The organism is Pseudomonas sp. 3A(2025), from assembly GCF_054589175.1.
The window spans coordinates 1-18,523 of record NZ_BAAILM010000050.1 but is presented as its reverse complement, the minus strand read 5'-3'; the positions used below and the strand labels follow the sequence as shown (position 1 = coordinate 18,523).

16 protein-coding genes are annotated in these 18,523 nt (G+C 61.5%); 13 read left to right on the top strand and 3 right to left on the bottom strand.

Features of this window, described 5'->3' with window-relative positions:
- Positions 1–130 precede the first annotated feature (130 nt).
- A complete protein-coding gene (locus tag ACYP2A_RS19485) occupies positions 131–904 on the top strand; it encodes an SDR family NAD(P)-dependent oxidoreductase (protein WP_459747398.1) in 774 nt (257 codons plus the stop codon).
- A gap of 43 nt (positions 905–947) precedes the next feature.
- Positions 948–2,234: an MFS transporter gene (locus ACYP2A_RS19480; protein WP_459747396.1), complete on the top strand. Its 1,287-nt coding sequence runs from the start codon at positions 948–950 to the stop codon at positions 2,232–2,234.
- A gap of 7 nt (positions 2,235–2,241) precedes the next feature.
- Here ACYP2A_RS19480 and ACYP2A_RS19475 read toward each other — a convergent pair whose 3' ends face one another.
- Positions 2,242–2,724, bottom strand: a complete 483-nt coding sequence (locus tag ACYP2A_RS19475) for an Lrp/AsnC family transcriptional regulator (RefSeq protein WP_459747395.1) — start codon at positions 2,722–2,724, stop codon at positions 2,242–2,244.
- Between the two features lie 145 nt (positions 2,725–2,869).
- Here ACYP2A_RS19475 and ACYP2A_RS19470 point away from each other — a divergent pair, with 145 nt between their 5' ends.
- A complete protein-coding gene (locus tag ACYP2A_RS19470) occupies positions 2,870–3,910 on the top strand; it encodes a zinc-dependent alcohol dehydrogenase family protein (RefSeq protein ID WP_459747394.1) in 1,041 nt (346 codons plus the stop codon).
- Between the two features lie 155 nt (positions 3,911–4,065).
- Here ACYP2A_RS19470 and ACYP2A_RS19465 read toward each other — a convergent pair whose 3' ends face one another.
- Positions 4,066–4,752 carry a type 1 glutamine amidotransferase domain-containing protein gene (locus tag ACYP2A_RS19465; RefSeq protein ID WP_459747393.1) on the bottom strand — a complete coding sequence of 229 codons (687 nt, stop codon included), beginning with the start codon at positions 4,750–4,752 and terminating at the stop codon, positions 4,066–4,068.
- 260 nt (positions 4,753–5,012) lie between these two features.
- On the opposite strand from ACYP2A_RS19465, the gene ACYP2A_RS19460 reads away from it, so the two are divergent.
- From ACYP2A_RS19460 to ACYP2A_RS19430, 7 genes are all read left to right on the top strand, one after another.
- Entirely contained in the window at positions 5,013–6,083 is a 1,071-nt protein-coding gene (locus tag ACYP2A_RS19460) for a catalase family peroxidase (protein WP_459747392.1), read from the top strand.
- Positions 6,080–6,625 (top strand): cytochrome b, encoded by a 546-nt coding sequence (locus ACYP2A_RS19455; RefSeq protein WP_459747389.1) that lies wholly within the window; start codon positions 6,080–6,082, stop codon positions 6,623–6,625. The genes ACYP2A_RS19460 and ACYP2A_RS19455 overlap by 4 nt, the downstream gene beginning before the upstream one ends.
- Positions 6,626–6,664: 39 nt before the next feature.
- The gene (locus tag ACYP2A_RS19450) at positions 6,665–7,291 is read left to right on the top strand and encodes an SMI1/KNR4 family protein (RefSeq protein WP_459747388.1); all 627 of its coding nucleotides are present in this window, start codon (positions 6,665–6,667) and stop codon (positions 7,289–7,291) included.
- A 133-nt stretch (positions 7,292–7,424) separates the two neighbouring features.
- On the top strand, positions 7,425–8,717 hold the full coding sequence (locus ACYP2A_RS19445; RefSeq protein WP_459747386.1) for an MFS transporter: 1,293 nt from the start codon (positions 7,425–7,427) through the stop codon (positions 8,715–8,717).
- Positions 8,718–9,075: 358 nt separating this feature from the next.
- Complete coding sequence (locus ACYP2A_RS19440; RefSeq protein WP_459747385.1) at positions 9,076–10,485, top strand: FAD-dependent oxidoreductase; 1,410 nt, start codon at positions 9,076–9,078, stop codon at positions 10,483–10,485.
- The gene (locus ACYP2A_RS19435) at positions 10,472–11,719 is read left to right on the top strand and encodes an NAD(P)/FAD-dependent oxidoreductase (protein WP_459747383.1); all 1,248 of its coding nucleotides are present in this window, start codon (positions 10,472–10,474) and stop codon (positions 11,717–11,719) included. Before ACYP2A_RS19440 ends, ACYP2A_RS19435 begins: the two co-directional genes overlap by 14 nt.
- A gap of 25 nt (positions 11,720–11,744) precedes the next feature.
- Entirely contained in the window at positions 11,745–13,160 is a 1,416-nt protein-coding gene (locus ACYP2A_RS19430; protein WP_459747381.1) for an FGGY family carbohydrate kinase, read from the top strand.
- A 14-nt stretch (positions 13,161–13,174) separates the two neighbouring features.
- Here ACYP2A_RS19430 and ACYP2A_RS19425 read toward each other — a convergent pair whose 3' ends face one another.
- Positions 13,175–13,957 carry a DeoR/GlpR family DNA-binding transcription regulator gene (locus ACYP2A_RS19425; protein ID WP_459747379.1) on the bottom strand — a complete coding sequence of 261 codons (783 nt, stop codon included), beginning with the start codon at positions 13,955–13,957 and terminating at the stop codon, positions 13,175–13,177.
- A gap of 339 nt (positions 13,958–14,296) precedes the next feature.
- On the opposite strand from ACYP2A_RS19425, the gene eutH reads away from it, so the two are divergent.
- The 3 genes from eutH to ggt all read left to right on the top strand — a co-directional run bounded on the left by eutH (position 14,297) and on the right by ggt (position 17,768).
- A complete protein-coding gene (gene eutH / locus ACYP2A_RS19420; RefSeq protein ID WP_459747377.1) occupies positions 14,297–15,544 on the top strand; it encodes an ethanolamine utilization protein EutH in 1,248 nt (415 codons plus the stop codon).
- 31 nt (positions 15,545–15,575) lie between these two features.
- Positions 15,576–15,932 (top strand): DUF1937 family protein, encoded by a 357-nt coding sequence (locus ACYP2A_RS19415; protein WP_459747375.1) that lies wholly within the window; start codon positions 15,576–15,578, stop codon positions 15,930–15,932.
- Between the two features lie 111 nt (positions 15,933–16,043).
- The gene (gene ggt, locus ACYP2A_RS19410; protein WP_459747617.1) at positions 16,044–17,768 is read left to right on the top strand and encodes a gamma-glutamyltransferase; all 1,725 of its coding nucleotides are present in this window, start codon (positions 16,044–16,046) and stop codon (positions 17,766–17,768) included.
- The last annotated feature ends 755 nt before the right edge of the window (positions 17,769–18,523 follow it).

Below are 18,523 nucleotides of genomic sequence, written 5' to 3'. Positions count from 1 at the left end.
GTGAAGGACTGAAAAACACTGATCATGGATTTTGATCACCAGATCAGCAATGACGATTGGACGTGATTCTCGCGCTGGGGTGAAGTGACGGCAAAGGCATTGCCACTTCAATGGCGTGGAGAACAACAGCATGGCATTCACTGTCGAGAGTTTTCAATTGCATGGGCGTAACGCCTTGATCACCGGTTCCTGTCGCGGCATTGGCCTGGAGCTGGCGCGCGGGCTGGGCGCCGCCGGTGCCACCGTGGTGATCAATCATCGCAATGCAGAGACGGCGCAGCAGGTGGCCGAGCAACTGCGCGAGGAGGGCATCAACACTGAGATCGCCGTTTTCGACGTCACCGACCGTGCACAGTTATTCGAGGCGATCGATGCCTTCGAAGCGCGTATCGGCGCCATCGACATACTGATCAACAACGCCGGTATTCAGCGCCGTGCGCCGCTGGAGGAGTTTGCTGCCAGCGACTGGCACGACATCATGAAGGTCAATCTGGACGGCGTATTCCACGTCTCCCAAGCCGTGGCCCGGCACATGATCACGCGCGGGCGCGGCAAGATCATCAATATCTGTTCGGTGCAGAGCGAGCTGGCGCGGCCGTCCATTGCGCCATATGCCGCCTCCAAGGGCGCGGTGAAAATGCTCACGAAAGGCATGTGCGCCGAATGGGCGCGTCACGGCATCCAGGCCAACGGCCTGGCGCCAGGTTACTTCGCCACCGAAATGAACCAGGCGCTGGTCGACGATCAGGCGTTCTCCGAATGGCTGTGCAAGCGCACGCCGGCCGGGCGTTGGGGGCGGGTCGATGAGCTGTGTGGCGCGGCGGTGTTTCTGGCCAGCCCGGCTTCCGACTTCATCAACGGCCAGACGCTGTTCGTCGACGGCGGCATGACCTGCGTGGTGTGAACGGTTTTTCCAGTCCTGAAAACAACAACAACAGGGTTAATCCATGACGACGCTTACTGAGCACAACAGCGCGGCAACCACCTTGACCAAAGGTTTTGCGACCAAGCGCTGGCTGTACCTGATTCCGCTGATTTTCATCACCTACAGCCTGGCGTATCTGGACCGCGCCAACTATGGCTTCGCCAGCGCCGCCGGCATCGAGCAGGACCTGGGCATCACCAAGAGCACCTCGTCGCTGATCGGCGCGCTGTTTTTTCTCGGCTACTTTTTCTTTCAGGTACCGGGGGCGATTTACGCGCAGAAATACAGCGTGCGCAAACTGGTGTTCTGGAGCCTGATTCTCTGGGGCCTGTGCGCCATGGCCACCGGCATGGTGACCAATATCCCGATGCTGATGTTCATCCGGGTGTCGCTGGGCATTGTCGAGGCGGCGGTGATGCCGGCGATGCTGATCTTCATCAGCAACTGGTTCACCCGCAAAGAGCGCTCGCGCGCCAACACCTTTCTGGTGTTGGGCAATCCGGTCACGGTGCTGTGGATGTCGGTGCTCTCGGGCTATCTGATCCAGGCCTGGGGCTGGCGTGAAATGTTCATCATCGAAGGCGCGCCAGCGGTGTTGTGGGCCTTTGTCTGGTGGCGCCTGGCACGCGACAAACCCGAGCAGGTGACCTGGCTGACCGATGCCGAGAAAAGCCGCCTGGCCACTGTACTGGCCGAAGAGCAGAAGGGCATCAAGGCGGTGCGTAACTACCGTCAGGCCTTTACCAGCCCGGTGGTGATCCAGCTGTGCGGCGTGCATGCGCTGTGGAGCATCGGCGTGTACGGCTTCATTATGTGGCTGCCGACCATCATCAAGCAGGCCGCAGCCGCCGACATCGTCACGGTGGGTTGGTTGAGCGCAGTGCCTTACGTCGCGGCAGTGGCAACCATGCTGCTGGTGTCGTGGGCATCAGACAAAACCCAGCAGCGTAAACACTTTGTCTGGCCGCTGCTGGCGCTGGGCGCGCTGGCGTTCTTCTGCTCGTACCTGCTGGGGTCGAGCCATTTCTGGCTGTCGTTTGCCTTGCTGACCGTGGCGGGCGCTGCGCTGTATGCACCCTATGGGCCGTTCTTTGCGCTGATCCCGGAGATTCTGCCGGCCAATGTATTCGGCGGCGCAATCGGGCTGATCAACGCCTGTGGCGCTCTGGGCGCCTTTGTCGGTTCGTGGATCGTTGGCCACCTGATCGGCCTGACCGGCAATCCGGGCGCGGCCTATATCTTCATGACCGTTGGCGTGCTGTCTTCAGCCTTGCTGATGGCGTGGGTGAAGGTGGGACAGCGCGGCTGAGCCTGGGTCAGATACTCAGCAATTCGCTCACTGGCAATCTGTTGGTTGTTTTCAGCTCGCGCAACGAAAGGTTGGAGCGAATGCTGGAAACACCCGGCAGTTTGCGCAGCACTTTCTCGACAAAGCGGCTGTAGCCGTCCAGATCCTTGGCCACCACTTGCAGCAGATAATCCGCTTCGCCTGTGGTGTTGTGGCAACTGAGCACTTGCGGGGCCGACTCGATGATCCGTTCGAAAAGCGCCGTCGCTTCTTCGCTGTGCTCATGGCAGGAGATCTGCACAAAGGCCATGACCCCCAGCCCCAGTTGCTTGCGATTCAGCACCGCTTGATAACCCTCGATGATGCCGCTTTCTTCCAGGCGCTTTTGCCGGCGCCAGCAGGACGCTTCGCTGAGCGACAGTTGCTCGGCGAGCTTCACATTCGACAATCGGCCGTCACGCTGAAGGCGCTCTGCAAGTGCAACATCCAGCTTATCCAGAACGGGTGTCATGAAAGAATCCTTCGGTCTTTTAAGGTTTAATGAAGCCTAATTTCATTGTTCAGGAAGCGTCAATTGCAATCTGCAAAGTAATTTCAGAGCGCTCATTCATAATTTTCAGGGAGTTGTCAGCGCATTTTCAGACCGAGGTGATCCCATGAAAGCTGTTGTCTACGAAGCCTTTTCCCAGCCGCCCAGGCTTTTGACCGTGGATGACCCCACGCCCGAGCGTCACGGCGTGGTCGTTCAGGTATTGGGTACCGGCGTGTGCCGCAGCGACTGGCACGGCTGGAAAGGTCACGACCCGGACATCCAGTTGCCGCATGTGCCCGGCCATGAACTGGCCGGCGTGGTGGTCGCCACGGGCTCGGACGTCAGAAAGTGGAAGGTCGGCGACCGCATTACCGTGCCGTTCGTGGGCGGCTGCGGCGCGTGCCCGGAATGCAACAGCGGCAATCAGCAGGTCTGCCACACGCAATTTCAGCCGGGTTTTACCCACTGGGGCTCGTTTGCGCAATATGTCGGCATTCATCAGGCGGACCTGAACCTGGTGGCGCTGCCGGAGAACATGGATTACGCCACCGCCGCCAGCCTGGGCTGCCGCTTTGTCACCTCGTTCCGCGCGGTGGTGGACCAGGGCCGGGTCAGCGCCGGGCAATGGGTGGCGGTGCACGGTTGCGGCGGTGTGGGTCTGTCGGCGGTGATGATCGCGCAAGCGGTCGGCGCCAATGTCATCGCCATCGACATTGCCGAAGACAAGCTGGCACTGGCGCGCTCGCTGGGCGCGGTGGCAACCATCAATGCCAGCCAGGTCGCCAGCGTGGTCGAGGCCGTGCAGGAAATTACCCGAGGCGGCGCGCACGTGTCACTCGACGCGCTGGGGCACCCGACCACCTGCTTCAACTCGATCAGCAACCTGCGCCGGCGTGGCCGGCACGTGCAGGTGGGCTTGATGCTCGCCGACCACAGCACACCAGCCATTCCAATGAGCAAAGTCATCGGCCATGAGCTGGAGATCGTCGGCAGCCACGGCATGCAGGCGCACCGCTACGGCGCGATGATCGAGATGATCTCCTCGGGCAAGCTGGCGCCGGAAAAACTGGTGGGCAAAACCATCAGCCTGGAACAGTCCATCGATGCGCTGGTGAATATGGACCGCTTTGAAACGGCGGGAGTGACGGTGGTGACGGCGTTTTAAGCCTCGGCCCGACCGGGTGGCGAACCGTAGGACCGGCCGGGCGGCGAACCGCTTTAGCCGGGAAACAGGCACCGCTGATTTGCGTGGTGCTGCCCTTCGCGGCTAAAGCCACTCCTACGACGACGGTGTTCCAACACGCGATTGGCAAACAACCTTTAGCGATATTCCTTGACCAGTTCGATCAGCTTCTCGGCCACCGCCTCGGAGCTTGCCGGGTTCTGGCCTGTCACCAGTCGATCATCCTCGACCACGAAAACGCCCCAATCCGGGCCTTTCTCATACAGCGCACCGGCTTTCTTGAATTCATCCTCGATCAGAAACGGCACCACATCGGTCAGGCCGACGGCCTCTTCTTCGCTGTTGGTAAAGCCTGTCACCCGACGGCCCTCGATCAACAGCGCGCCATCGAAGGTTTTGACATGACGCAGCACGCCAGGCGCATGGCAGACAAAGCCAATCGGTTTGCCGGTGCGCAGAAAACTTTCGATCAGGTTGATAGAGGTTGGCGACTCGGCCAGATCCCACAGCGGGCCGTGGCCACCGGGATAAAACACAGTGTCGAAGTCCTCGACCTTGACCGTGTCGAGTTTCACCGTGCTGGCCAGCGCGTCCTGGGCGGCGCCGTCAGCCTTGAAGCGATGCGTCGCTTCGGTCTGCGCATCAGGTTCATCGCTTTTCGGGTCAAGCGGCGGCTGACCGCCGGCCGGTGAAGCCAGCACCACCTGCGCACCGGCATCCTTGAACACGTAGTAGGGCGCCGCGAACTCTTCGAGCCAGAAGCCGGTTTTCTTGCCGGTGTCACCGAGTTGATCGTGGGAGGTCAGAACCATCAGTACTTTCATTGCTAATTGCCTCTGCGGGTGGTTGGGCATTGCATCGGTATTTTTTCGAGCTTGGAGCTTCAAGCTTGTAGCTGCCCTAATGTCTGTTTGAGTCGCTTGAGCGCTCAAGTTTCCAAAAAACTCCGTCTGTTTGCTGAATCAGTACGCTGATCAGTCAAGGTTCAGTCGTGCTGGTGTATTGAACTAGCGTTATCAGGCTGTGATCTCAAACTGATGCCGTACTCGGTGTGCGGCAACCATCATTCGGAATTGTTCATCTCATGTCGAAAACACAGTACGCCAATAATCGCAGGTGGTGGCCGTTAGCGGTCATCGGCGTCATTGCCGGCTCCCTGGCGCTGGCCTTTGCCTGGAGCGCTGGCTGGGTCGGTCAACGGGTCACCGCCAAGGCGTTCGTCAATGCCTCGCCGACCTTTCCGCCGGGCTTTCGCCGGGCGCATGGCAAGGGCCTGTGCTTTGCGGCGACCTTTCGCCCGACCGACGAAGGCCGCGCGCTGTCGAAGGCGCGGGCTTTCTCGCAGCCGCAAACACCGATCGTGGGGCGCTTCTCGGTAGGCGCCGGCAGCCCGTTTGCCGGCGATGACTCGACCAAAACCATCAGCATGGCGCTGTTGATGACCACCGACGATAACCAGCAATGGCGCATGGCGATGAACAACCAGCCGTACTTCGCCACCCATGACGCCGAAGGTTTTCTGGCCCTGCAAAAAGCCATGACCCCTGATCCTGCCACCGGCAAGCCGGTCCCTGAACAGGTTGCGCAATTTCTGCAGCAGTACCCCGAGGCGCAGAAATTTCTCGACCGCGCCAAGGCAGCACCGGCGCCCGGCAGTTATTCCGGGGTGGATTTCCATGGCATCAACGCCTTTATCCTGACTTCGGCGCATGGCAAGCGCGTGCCGGTGCGCTGGCACATGCGTGCACACGACGCCTTTGTCGAGCGCAGCGCACAGGCCGGCCAGGATTTTCTGTTTCAGGACCTGAAGAACAAGCTGGCCGACAAGCCGCTTTACTGGGACTTTGTCATGCAAGTGGCGCAGCCCGGTGACCCGGTCGATGACCCGTCGCAGCCATGGCCCGCCGACCGCCAGCAAGTGGTGGCCGGGACGCTGGAAGTCACCCAGGTTGCCGATCAGGCCACCGGCGCCTGCCGTGACATCAATTTCGACCCGACCATCGTGCCGGTCGGCGTCGACCTGTCCAACGACCCGATCCTTGTTGCCCGTTCGGCGGCCTATTCGCGCTCGTTCAATGCACGCGAACGGGAAATCGGTTACGGCAAAGCCACGGATGCGGTTGGCAATCCAGCCGAACAAAGGAGCGCGCCATGAAGCCGTCCAACGATCAATCGCCACGCCACTTCAATACCCTGGCGCGCGTGCTGCACTGGCTGATGGCATTCATGATTCTGGCCATGCTGTTTATCGGCGTGGGCATGGTCAGTTCGGTGCACCACCGGATTTTCCTGATCGACCTGCACCGGCCGCTGGGCCTGGCGATCCTGGTGCTGGCGCTGGTGCGCCTGATCAATCGCCTGACCCACAAGACCCCACCGTTGCCGGCCAGCGTGCCGGGCTGGCAGGCGTTCCTGGCCAAGGCCTCGCACGTTATGCTCTATGCCCTGATGCTGACGTTGCCGGTACTGGGCTGGGCGCTGCTGTCGGCCGGTGGCTATCCGGTCACGGTGTTCAGCGGCTGGAACCTGCCCGCCATCGTGCCGGCCAGCCCACAGGCCTATGCCTGGCTGCGCGATGCCCACGGCCTGCTGGCCTGGACCCTGTTTGCCACGGTGCTGGCGCACTTGTCGGCGGCACTGCTGCATGCCTGGGTGTATCGCGACGGCGTGTTCTCGACGATGACCTGGCGGCGATAACGTCTTGAATGGATAGCGTCTTGAATTGATGGGGCTTGAATGAATACAACCAACGACACACCGGAGCCTGCCAGCGAAATCCCGCCCCTGGCATGGCCACAATTTGCCGATGACAGCACACGCCTGGACTGGTGGCGTGCCTGCGCCCAGGCGCATCTTGCGCAATGGGAAAATCCCGACCCCCTCAGCCCGGTCAGTATTCAGGCGCTGGATGTACTCGAACAGCGTCTGGGGTGCTCGCTGCCCCCATTGCTGCGTCGTTATCACCAGCACATAGGCACGCTGAACCTGGCTGAAACGCTGTGCAGCGTGACGCCCGCCAAATACGCCAACATCGAGCCGTTGCGTGATGCCTATCCCGGCATTACCGACATTCTGCAAGATGCCGCTGACGCCGATCAGCAGTGGGCGCTGGTCGATGCATTGATTGCCTTCGGCGACTATCTGGGCAACGGCAACCTGTGGTGTTTTCACCGCGAAGCCGGCGAGGTCTGGTACTTCGATCACGACGACTCGCCGATGCTTACGCAAATCTTCACCGACGTGGGTCAGTACCTCGATGTGCTCATGTTCAAGTGCCTGCTCGAAGCCCATGGTGAAGAGGACAATGAAGACCTGCTGCGCGAGCATCTGGGCGATGAGATCGTGCAGAAGTGGATGTATTGAGCGGCCAGTAACGAACGCAATATTTCTTTGCGCCGACACCGGCACTGCGCCGATTGGCCTTGGTCATATTTCGTAACCTTTGCTGGCGCGGCCGGGCAGGGGGAGTTACCACTCCATTGTCTGGAAGCCTTCCATGTCAGCCACTCCTTCTTCTATCGCAGCCAGGCGCGGTGAGCCTTCACCGCGTACCCGGCGCGGCCTCGATGCGCTCAACTTTACCCTGGCCGATGTGCGCGATGGCCTGGGACCGTATCTGGCCATTTACCTGATTGCAGTGCGTGGTCCCGGCGAAGGCTGGAACGAGGCCACCGTCGGCTTCGTCATGACCTTGGCGGGCCTGGCCGGGTTGCTGGCGCAAACACCGATGGGCGCGCTGATCGACCGTACGCGCAGCAAGCGCGGCATGGTCGCTATCGCAGCCCTTGTTGTCACGCTGTGCTGCCTGGTATTGCCGCTGATTTCTGGCTTCTATGCGGTGGCGTTGACCCAATCGTTGGCACAGGTGGCGGCAGCGATCTTTGCCCCGGCGCTGGCAGCCATCACCCTGGGCATCGTCGGTCCTGCCGCCTTCACCCGGCATATCGGCCGTAACGAAGGCTTCAACCATGCCGGTAATGCGGCTTCTGCGGCGCTGGCCGCCATGCTCGGTTATGCCTTCGGGCCGATGGTGGTGTTCTGGCTGATGGCAGTGATGGCGGTTGCCTCGATTGCCGCCTTGTGGCGCGTGCCGGCGCACGAGATCGACAACGATCTGGCGCGGGGTCTGGAAGAGGGTGCGGCGCACGATCCCCAACATCCCCCGGTGTCGGCCTGGAAGGTCTTGTTGTCGAACCGGCACTTGATGCTGCTGGCGCTGTTGGCAGCGATCTTTCATCTGGCCAACGCGGCGATGCTGACCTCGATTGGCCAGCAACTCACCCATATCGTCGGCAAGGACAGCGCCACCTCGCTGGTGGCGCTGTGCATCGTCGCGGCGCAGTGCGTGATGGTGCCGGTGGCGATTGTGGTAGGCAGAACGGCCGACCGCTTCGGGCGCAAACCGATCTTTCTGTTGGCCTTTGCGGTGCTGGCGATTCGCGGTGTGCTCTACACCTTTTCCGATAACCCGTATTACCTGGTCGCGGTGCAGTGCCTGGACGGCATCGGCGCCGGTATTTATGGCGCGTTGATTCCGGTGGTCGTGGCCGACCTCACACGCGGCACTGGCCGCTTCAATATCAGCCAGGGCGCCATTGCGACCGCGCAAGGCGTGGGCGCCTCGATCAGCGCCACGGTCGCCGGGGTGATCATTGTCCAGCTCAGTTATGCCCATGCGTTCATGACCCTGGCGGCGGTGGCCGCCGTGGGCTTTGTCCTGTACCTGCTGTTGATGCCGGAAACCTCGGAAAAAGCCTCTTATCGACCCCTTCAGGCTGAGCCGCAATAAGCCGGGTGTGCGTCAAAAAAGCGTGCACCGGTAACCCTTTGCTGCGGTTTTGTGCAGCACGGTAGCACTGTGTGGCACGGCTGACCGAGTCCACAGGTCGTGACCGATCCGCCTGCCTGACCGATTGCTTCGGGCCAGGCCAAAAGCAGTCAGTGCGCAAGGAGTCAGAACTTGCGGCGATGGCTACCTGAGGCTGCTTGACCCGCAAGACGGTTACTCCACAGATAGATGCCCGATTTATGCCCGATTGAGTGTGATCGGGCAGTCATCTGTTCATCCAATCGGTCAATGGCATGTGCACTGCAACTGTTCTGGGCAAGCCGACTTCTTTAGACAGGCAGTCCAGACAGGCAGGAACATGACCCATCCGATACCGATTCACCCACAAGCCTACGATGTCGTCGTGATCGGCGGCGGCGTGGTGGGCTGCGCCGTACTGCGGCGCTTTGCGTTGCAGGGCGCGCGCGTGCTGTTGCTGGAAAAGAGCGCCGATATTCTGTCGGGCGCCAGCAAGGGCAACAGTGCGATTTTGCATACCGGCTTCGATGCGCCGCGTGGCAGCCTTGAATTGCAGTGCATGCAGGACGGCTATCAGGAATACCTCGAGATTCACCACAATATGTCGCTGCCGCTGCTCAAGTCCGGCGCTATGGTGGTGGCCTGGAACGAGGAAGACCTGCACAAGCTCGACGGCATCGTTGCCCAGGCCCACGACAATGGCGTGAGCGACGCGCGCCTGATCGGGCGCGAGCACATCCGCCAGCGTGAACCGCATCTGGCACTGAATGCGCTGGGCGCCGTCGAGGTACCGGGCGAGTTTCTGATCGACCCGTGGTCGGCGCCGCTGGGCTATGTGCTGCAAGGTTTGCTGCATGGCGCCCGCGTGCAGTTCAATGCCGAGGTCAGCGGCGGCGAGTTCGATGGCCAGACCTGGCGGCTGAGCACCGGGCAGGGCACGGTACTGGCCAGAACGGTCATCAACTGTGCCGGCCTGTTCGGCGATCATCTGGAGCAGAAACTGCTGGGTGAAGCGAGTTTTTCCATTCACCCGCGCAAGGGCCAGTTCGTGGTGTTCGACAAGGCCGCCTCGCGCTATCTGGGCAACATCGTGTTGCCGGTGCCCAACGAGCGTACCAAGGGCATCGTGCTGACCCGCACCGTGTACGGCAATCTGCTGGTCGGCCCGACCGCCGAGGAGCAGCAGGACCGGCTGCATGCACGGCTCGACAGCGAGGTGCTGGAGCAACTGGTCGATGCGGCTGTGCAGCGTATTCCTGCGCTGCACGGCATGCCGGTCACGGCGACCTACGCCGCCCTGCGCCCGGCGACCGAGAAAAAGGAGTATCGAATCCACAAGGTCGAGGGCAAGAACTGGATCACCGTGGGCGGCATTCGCTCTACCGGTCTGACGGCGGCGCTGGGCATCGCCCGGCATGTGTTCACCCTGTACGAAGGGCATCATGCGCCGGTTATGAGCGAAGACCTGAAGTGGCCGAGCCTGCCCAACCTGGCCGAGCATCGGCCGCGCGATTATCAGCAGCCGGGCTACGGCGAAATTGTCTGCCATTGCGAAATGGTCACTCTGCGCGAGATTCGTGCGGCCCTCGGCAGTGCCTTGCCGCCCGGCGATCTGGGTGGTCTCAAGCGCCGCACGCGGGCCTGCATGGGCCGATGCCAGGGTTTTTATTGCGGGGCGCGGGTGGCCGAACTGAGCGCTGGCCGTCTTGCTGTTCCTCTTGCGACAGGTGCCTGCCATGAGCCTCAGTGACAATTTGAACATCGAATCGGTGGATGTAGCGATCATCGGTGCCGGTCCTGCGGGGCTGGCGGCCGCCATCGAACTGCGCCGCCAGGGCATCGACAAGGTCGTGGTTCTGGAGCGCGAAGCCCAGGCCGGTGGCATTCCCCGGCATTGCGCGCATCCGCCGTTTGGCCTGCGCGAATACGCCCGTCTCTATACCGGCCCGCAGTACGCACGGCGCACTGTCAGCGAGGCTCAAAAGGCTGGCGTCGATATCCGCCTTTTGCACACCATTACCCACTTGGGCAGTCAGGGCCGTCTGGAGCTGGTCAGCCCGGCAGGCCCGGCCACATTGCGCGCCAGGCGCGTGCTGATCGCCACCGGCGCCCGCGAAACACCGCGCTCGGCGCGTTTAGTGGGCGGCGACCGGCCGTTGGGCGTGATCAACACCGGCGCCTTGCAGTCGTACCTGTACGTCGAGCACTTGAAGCCGTTCGAGCGGCCGCTGATCGTCGGCACCGAACTGGTCAGCCTGTCGTCGGTATGGAGTTGCCGGCGCGCCGGCATCAAGCCGGTGGCGATGATCGAGGCCAACTCGCGAGGCACCGCGCGCTGGCCCTTGACCCTGTTTCCAAGGCTGTGTGGTGTGCCCATGCATTTCGGTGCGCAGTTGCTTGAGGTACACGGCACCGGCCGTGTCGAAGGCGCCAGCGTCAGGCTGGCCGATGGCAACGTCAAAGAGTTTGCCTGCGACGGCGTGTTGCTGACCGGACGCTTTGTGCCGGAGTCGAGCCTGGTGCGCCTGAGCGATCTGACGCTCGACCCGCACAGTGGCGGACCGGCCATCGATCAGTACGGGCGTTGTTCGGACCCTGCCTATTTTGCGGCGGGCAATTTGCTGCGCCCGATCGAGACGGCCGGCTGGTCGTACCGAGAAGGCCGCAAGATCGCCACCTTCATTGCCCGCGACTTGCGCGGTGAGCTGACGACGAGCGCCGCCGACATCGAGATTGTCTGCCAGACCGGTTTAAAGCTGTGTGTACCGCAGCGGCTGAACCCGTCCCTTGGGGCCGGTTTGCAGCATCTGCAATTGCGCGTCAGCCAGGCCACTCAAGGGCGTTTGCGGGTGTGCGCCGATGGCCGCGAATTGTGGTCGCGTGCGACCTCGGCGCTGCCGGAGCGGCGCATCCTGGTGCCGATTGCGGCGTTGAAGGTGCCGCATGGCGTACAGCGGATTGAAGTCGACTTTGTCGAGCAATGAACAGATTTTCGAGGAAACCCCAACCATGCGTATAGCCGCTCTCGACCAAGGGACAACCAGCACCCGGGTACTGGTCGTCACTCAAAACGGGTCTGCCGATATCCAGCTCTCGCTGCGCCATCAGCAGCATCATCCGCAGCCCGGCTGGGTCGAGCATGACCCGCTGGAACTGCTCAATAACCTTCAGCGCTGCCTGGAAGCGACCGGGCGGGTCGACGCCATCGGCATCGCCAATCAGGGCGAAAGCTGCCTGGCCTGGGACGCCAGAACCGGCGAGCCGCTGTCGCCGGTAATCGTCTGGCAAGACAACCGCACCTGGGCCGAAATCGCCAGGCTCAAGGCCGATGGCGCGCAAGCGCTGACCCTTGAGCGCGCAGGGCTGGCGCTGGACCCGTATTTTTCCGCCAGCAAGCTGGCCTGGATCGTGCGCAACCTGCCGGCTGCGCAAAAAGCCCTGAGCACCGGGCGCCTGCGCCTTGGGACTACGGATGCCTGGTTTCTGGACCGGTTGACCGGCGTGTTCGCCACCGATGTCACCACCGCGTCCCGAACCTCGCTGATGAATCTTTCCACCGGGCAATGGGACCCTGAGTTGTGCGAACTGTTTGGCGTGCCCATCGAGACCTTGCCGGAGATTCGCGACACGGTGGGCTACTTTGGCGAAATCGGCGTGACGCCGGTCACCACCTCACTGGTCGACCAGCAGGCATCGCTGTATGGGCATGGGTGCAGAAACCAGGGCGACGCCAAGATCACTTTCGGCACCGGTGCATTTGCCTTGACGGTGACCGGCGAGCAGATCATTCGTGCGCCGGACAAAGGCCTGCTGGCGACCATCGCCTGGCAGATCGACGGCAAGCCGACCTACGCCATGGACGGCGGCGTCTATGACGCCAGTGCTGCGGTGGAGTGGGCAGGGCGGCTGGGGCTGTTCAGCGACTTTTCCGAACTGGCAGCCTTTGCCGAGCCGCCGGCCATCTCGCGGCAACTGGCGTTTGTGCCGGCGCTTTCAGGCTTGGCCTGCCCGCACTGGGACCGCAGCGCAGCCGCTTTGTGGGTCGGCATGAGCGGCGGCACCACGCGTCAGGACATGTGCCAGGCGTTGCTCGAAGGCGTGGCGCTGCGCAGTGCCGAAGTGATTACCGCCATGGACGGGTTTCTCAATGTCAGCGACCGATTGTCCATCGACGGTGGCCTGGCGCGCAGCCCGTACTTCGCGCAGTTTCTGGCCGACACCTTGCAGCGCTGCATCGTCACCCAGCGCTTCGATGAACTGACCTCGTTTGGTTGCGCGGCGCTGGCGGCCAAGGGCCTGGGCATCGAACTGACCCCACCGCGCAACACCAGCACGCAGTTCCGCCCACGCATAGAAACCGCACAAGCCCTGGAATGGCGCGAGACCTTCGGCCAGGCCGTGCAGCGTTGCAGGGGGTGGCGGTAACCGTAACGCAGCGCTCAATAACCCGGCCCTTGCCGCGCCGGTGTCGCTTCATGCACTTCCACCTGTGCCTCGGCCAGCGCCCTGGCCAGTTCGCCGACCGGCTTGCGATCAATGATCAGCCGGTCGATGCGCTGCAGCGGAAACACCTGAAACAACGCGCGCTTGCCCATCTTCGACGAATCCGCGATCACCGTCAGGTAGCGGGTTCGGGCAATCATCGCGCGGGTGATTTCAGCCTCTTCAATCGAGAAGTCGAACGCGCCGTCTGCACTCAATGCGCCGATGGTAACCACTGCGTGTTCGGCGTTGAAGCGCGCAATCTGCTCCATGGCCAGTGCGCCGATATTCTGTTCCGACTCCGGGCGGTATTCGCCGCCGATCATGAACACCCGGTTACCGCTGGCGCCGATGCTCTGGGCAATCAATAGCGAGTTGGTAATCACCGTGATGCGGCTGAGCCTGGCCAGTTCTCTGGCGAAAAACAGGGTCGTGGTGCCGGTGTCGATCAGGATGCTGTCGCCTGGCGCATACAGGCCGGCGGCATAGCGCGCCACGGTGCGTTTTTCCTGGGAAAACTCGTTCATCCGGGTCTGGAAGGCATTCTCATGCTCACCGCGCGGCGGTAACGAAGCGCCGCCGTGAAACTTGGTCACTTGCCCGTCATCGGCCAGCACCGTGAGGTCGCGGCGAATGGTTTCCTGTGAGGTGCTCAGCGCGCGGGCCAGTTCGTCGACCGAGATGCGTTCGCGCTGGCGCAGTAATTCGAGGATGTGTTGGCGTCTTTCACCCGGTCGCATCTTTACCTCTGTGTAACGGTTGGAGAGCTCTGTGTTAGCGCACCCGTGTTACTGCGGCACCCATAGGGCGCACACGGCCGGTTTTACGAGCGTTGCGCAAGCCATCGAGAAGTGCAAACGGTGGTTTTGCCGCCAGGTGTTGGCGTGGATGCAGGCCAGATGCCACGGGGCTTGCGATCAGCATACGCAGCCGTTTTGACCGAATCCAGTGGCTTTCCCACACAAAACCACAGAAAAACAACGAATGGCATGCGATGTGGTTGATAACCGGTCAGAAGTATCGGTGCGCCGGCTCTGAAAAGGGCGGGCGTTCAATAAAAACAGATAAAGGGGAAAGTGATGGCTGAGTTTGGCAACTATGTGATCTGGCTGATCATGCTGGGCGCCGTGATCGGGGCGTGTGCGTCGGTGCTTAAACCCGACAGCGGCCTGGGCCGTGAATTCGTCAATGGTATCCACTCCATCGGGCCGGTGTTTCTGGCGCAGGCCGGGATCATGATTTCCATTCCGTTTCTGTCGCGCTTCATCGAAATGGCGCTGGGGCCTTGGTTCAGCCTGCTGGGCTCGGATGTCTCGATTGCCGCGCTGTCGATCATTGCGGTGGACATGGGCGGCTACCAGTTGGCCGATGCCCTGACCAGCAATCGCGATGTGTGGATCACCGCGATGATCGTGGGCTACACCTCCGGGGCGACGATCGTCTACCTGATTCCGGTCGGCCTGATGATGCTGGAGCGCAAGGACCACAAGTACCTGGCGCTGGGGGCGATGGCGGGGCTGATCAGCATTCCGTTTGCGGTGCTGGCCTCGATGCTGATGATCACCGCCTTCAACATTCCGGTGCGCGACATCGTTTCGACCAACTCGCCGGCGCTGCACTACCTGACCCTGGATTTCGTCGCGTCGATCAAGTTGCTGGCGCCCTTGTTCGTGTTCTGTTTCGCCATTGCGGCCGGCCTGCGTTACCGGGCCAACCTGATGGTCAGCGGCTTTCTGGTGTTCGGCAAAATCATGGACGCCTTCATCAAGATCATCCTGGCACTGGCCATCGTCGAGCACTTTACCGGCTTCTTCATGAAGACCTTCGGCGTATGGGGTTTCGACCCGATGTTCGCTGACCAGAAGGAGCTGTTCCGGGCCATCGAGATCGCCGGTTACATTGGCATCATGCTCGCCGGCACCTTTCCGATCTGCTACCTGTTCCAGCGCTACTGCCGCAAACCCATGACCGTGCTGGGCAAGCAGTTCGGCCTGTCGAGCGCCGGCGCCGCAGCGTTCGTCATGGTGCTGGCCAACATCATCGCGGTGTACCACATGTTCAAGACCATGAACGCCCGTGACAAGGTGCTGTGCGTGGCGATGGGCGTTTGTGCCCAGGCGACCATCGGCGACCACTTGGCCTTTACCGCGAATTTCCAGCCGGGCCTGATCATGCCGGTGCTGTTGGCCAAGCTGTTCGGTGGCCTGCTGGCGGTTGCGATTGCCATCAGGATTTCCGTGCCGGCGGCGCTGCGCTATGAAGCGGCCGATCGTGCCGCCGAACAGCGTGACCCGGCTACGCAGGGCGAAGCCTTGCGCCCGGCCTGATCTTCATCACCCAACCAAAAACGAGAATGCAATGAGAAAGATTTTTCTGGCCTGCCCTTACAGCCACGCTGACAAGTCGGTGATTCACGAGCGCTTTGTGGCGTGCAATAAAGTTGCGGCAGCGATCATCGAATCGGGCCACGCCGTGTTCAGTCAGGTGTCGATGTCACACCCGATCAACCTGGCTTTCGAAGGCAAGGACAATGCCGCCATCGGCAAACTGTGGGCGCCGGTCGATGCGGTGTTCATGGACGCGATGCAAGAGCTGATCATCGTCGATTTGCCGGGCTGGGAGATCAGCGCCGGAATCAAGCGCGAGATCGAACTGTTCAAGGGCCGCGGCCAACCCGTCAGCCTGTGGTCCGAGGTGTCTGGCGAGTTCCAGTAACCGAAACAGGAGGCCGGTGCGGCCTCCTGTCGTTTTGCCGCTATGCTCTTTCGGGGGCTGCTGCTGCACGGCCCCTTTATCAGACCTTGGACAAGGATGACTCTGCCCATGATGTACAGCAAGCTGGCTGCACTCTTCGTTGTTTCCTTTGCGCTTGTCGAAAGCCCCTTCGTTCTCGCCGCCTCCACCGCCCCGGTCGCTGCCGAAAACGGCATGGTCGTCACCGCTCAGCACCTGGCCAGCCATGTCGGTGTCGACGTGCTCAAAGCCGGCGGCAATGCGGTGGATGCTGCCGTGGCGGTGGGTTATGCGCTGGCGGTGGTTTACCCGGCCGCCGGTAATCTGGGCGGTGGCGGCTTCATGACCGTGCAGATGGCGGACGGCAAGAAGACCTTTCTCGATTTCCGCGAAAAAGCTCCGTTGGCCGCCACCGCCAACATGTACCTGGACAAGGACGGCAACGTGATCCCCGGGCTCAGCTCGCGCGGGCACCTGGCGGTCGGTGTACCGGGCACGGTGTCGGGCATGGAATACGCGCGTGAAAAATACGGCAGCAAACCGCGCGCGGAGTTGATTGCCCCGGCGATCAAGCTGGCGGACGAAGGTTTTGTGCTGGAGCAGGGCGACGTCGACCTGTTGTGGACCGCCACCGAAGATTTCAAGAAAGACATGAAGGACTCAGGGTCGATCTTTCTCATCGACGGCAAGCCGATGCAGGTCGGCCAGAAGCTGGTGCAGAAAGACCTGGCCAAAACCCTGCGCGAGATTTCCAGCAAGGGCCAGGACGGTTTCTACAAGGGGTGGGTGGCCGATGCGATTGTCAGCTCCAGCAAGGCCGGCAAGGGCATCATCGTCCAGGCTGACCTTGATCGCTACAAGACCCGTGAGCTGGCGCCGGTGGAGTGCGATTACCGTGGTTATCACGTTGTTTCCGCGCCACCGCCGAGCTCGGGCGGTGTGGTGATCTGTCAGATTCTGAACATTCTCGAAGGCTACCCGATGCAGGACCTGGGCTTCCGTTCGGCCCAGGGCATGCATTATCAGATCGAGGCGATGCGTCACGCCTATGTCGACCGCAACAGTTACCTGGGCGACCCGGATTTCGTGAAAAACCCGGTCGAGCATCTGCTGGACAAAAAGTACGCAGCGAAACTGCGCGAGGCCATCGACCCGCAAAAGGCGGCAATTTCCAAAGACCTGGCGCCGGGCGTTGCGCCGCATGAAGGCAACAACACCACGCATTACTCGATCGTCGACAAGTGGGGCAACGCGGTGTCGGTGACCTATACCCTCAACGACTGGTTCGGTGCCGGGGTCATGGCCAGCAACACCGGCGTTATCCTCAACGACGAAATGGACGACTTCACCGTCAAGGTCGGCGTGCCCAACATGTACGGCCTGGTACAGGGCGAGGCCAATGCCATCGCGCCCGGCAAGGCGCCGTTGTCGTCGATGAGCCCGACCATCGTCACCAGGGATGGCAAGACCGTGATGGTGGTCGGTACGCCGGGCGGCAGCCGGATCATCACCGCGACCTTGCTGACCATGCTCAATGTCATTGACTACGGCATGAACATTCAGGAAGCGGTGGATGCGCCGAAATTCCACCAGCAGTGGCTGCCTGAAGAAACCAACCTGGAGAACTTCGCCATCAGCCCCGACACGCGCAAGATTCTCGAAGGCTGGGGGCATAAATTTGCAGGCCCGCAAGACCCTAACCACCTGGCCGCGATACTGGTCGGGGCACCGGCGCTGAACGGCACGCCGGTGGGCAACAACAAGTATTACGGCGCCAACGATCCACGGCGTAATACCGGGTTGTCGCTGGGGTACTGAGCCCTGTAGGAGATCACCCGCTGCCATGGCGCCGCGCTGTCGCGCAGCAACATGTAGGAGGGAGCTCTGCCGAAATGCCGGACCATCGCGATCGGCTGCGCAGCAGTCGTAGGTTTGCAGCGTTTCGACGATTTCTGTGAGCGCTTCGCGCTCAATCGCCAGCAGAGACGGATCGCCGCCCGCTCCCTCCTACAAGCGGTGTTTTTTAATTCAATAAAATCAATAGGTTATTTTATGTTTGATGAGAGATCGCCCGTCGCCATGGCGCCGCGCTGTCGCGCAGCAAACATTGGATGTAGGAGGGAGCTCTGCCGGAATGCCGGACCATCGCGATCGGCTGCGTAGCAGTCGTAAAATGCTAGCGTTTCAGAAATCTCTGTGAGCGCTTCGCGCTCAATCGCCAGCAGAGCTGCCTCCTACAAATTTGTGTTTTTAATTCAATAAAATCGATGATTTATTTTATGTTTGATGAGAGATCGCCCGTCGCCATGGCGCCGCGCTGTCGCGCAGCAAACATGGGACCTGTAGGAGGGGGCTCTGCCCGCGATCGGCTGCGCAGCAGTCGTAGATTTGCAGCGTTTCGCAGATTCCTGTGAGCGCTTCGCGCTCAATCGCCAGCAGAGCTGCCTCCTGCGCATTCCACGCCACTTGGACACTCAGACCGCTACCATTTGGACACTCGTTCCATGCTCACTTGGACACCTGATCCACGTCCATTTGGACAGGCAGTCGGAGCGCAGCGACGCAGGTCTGCA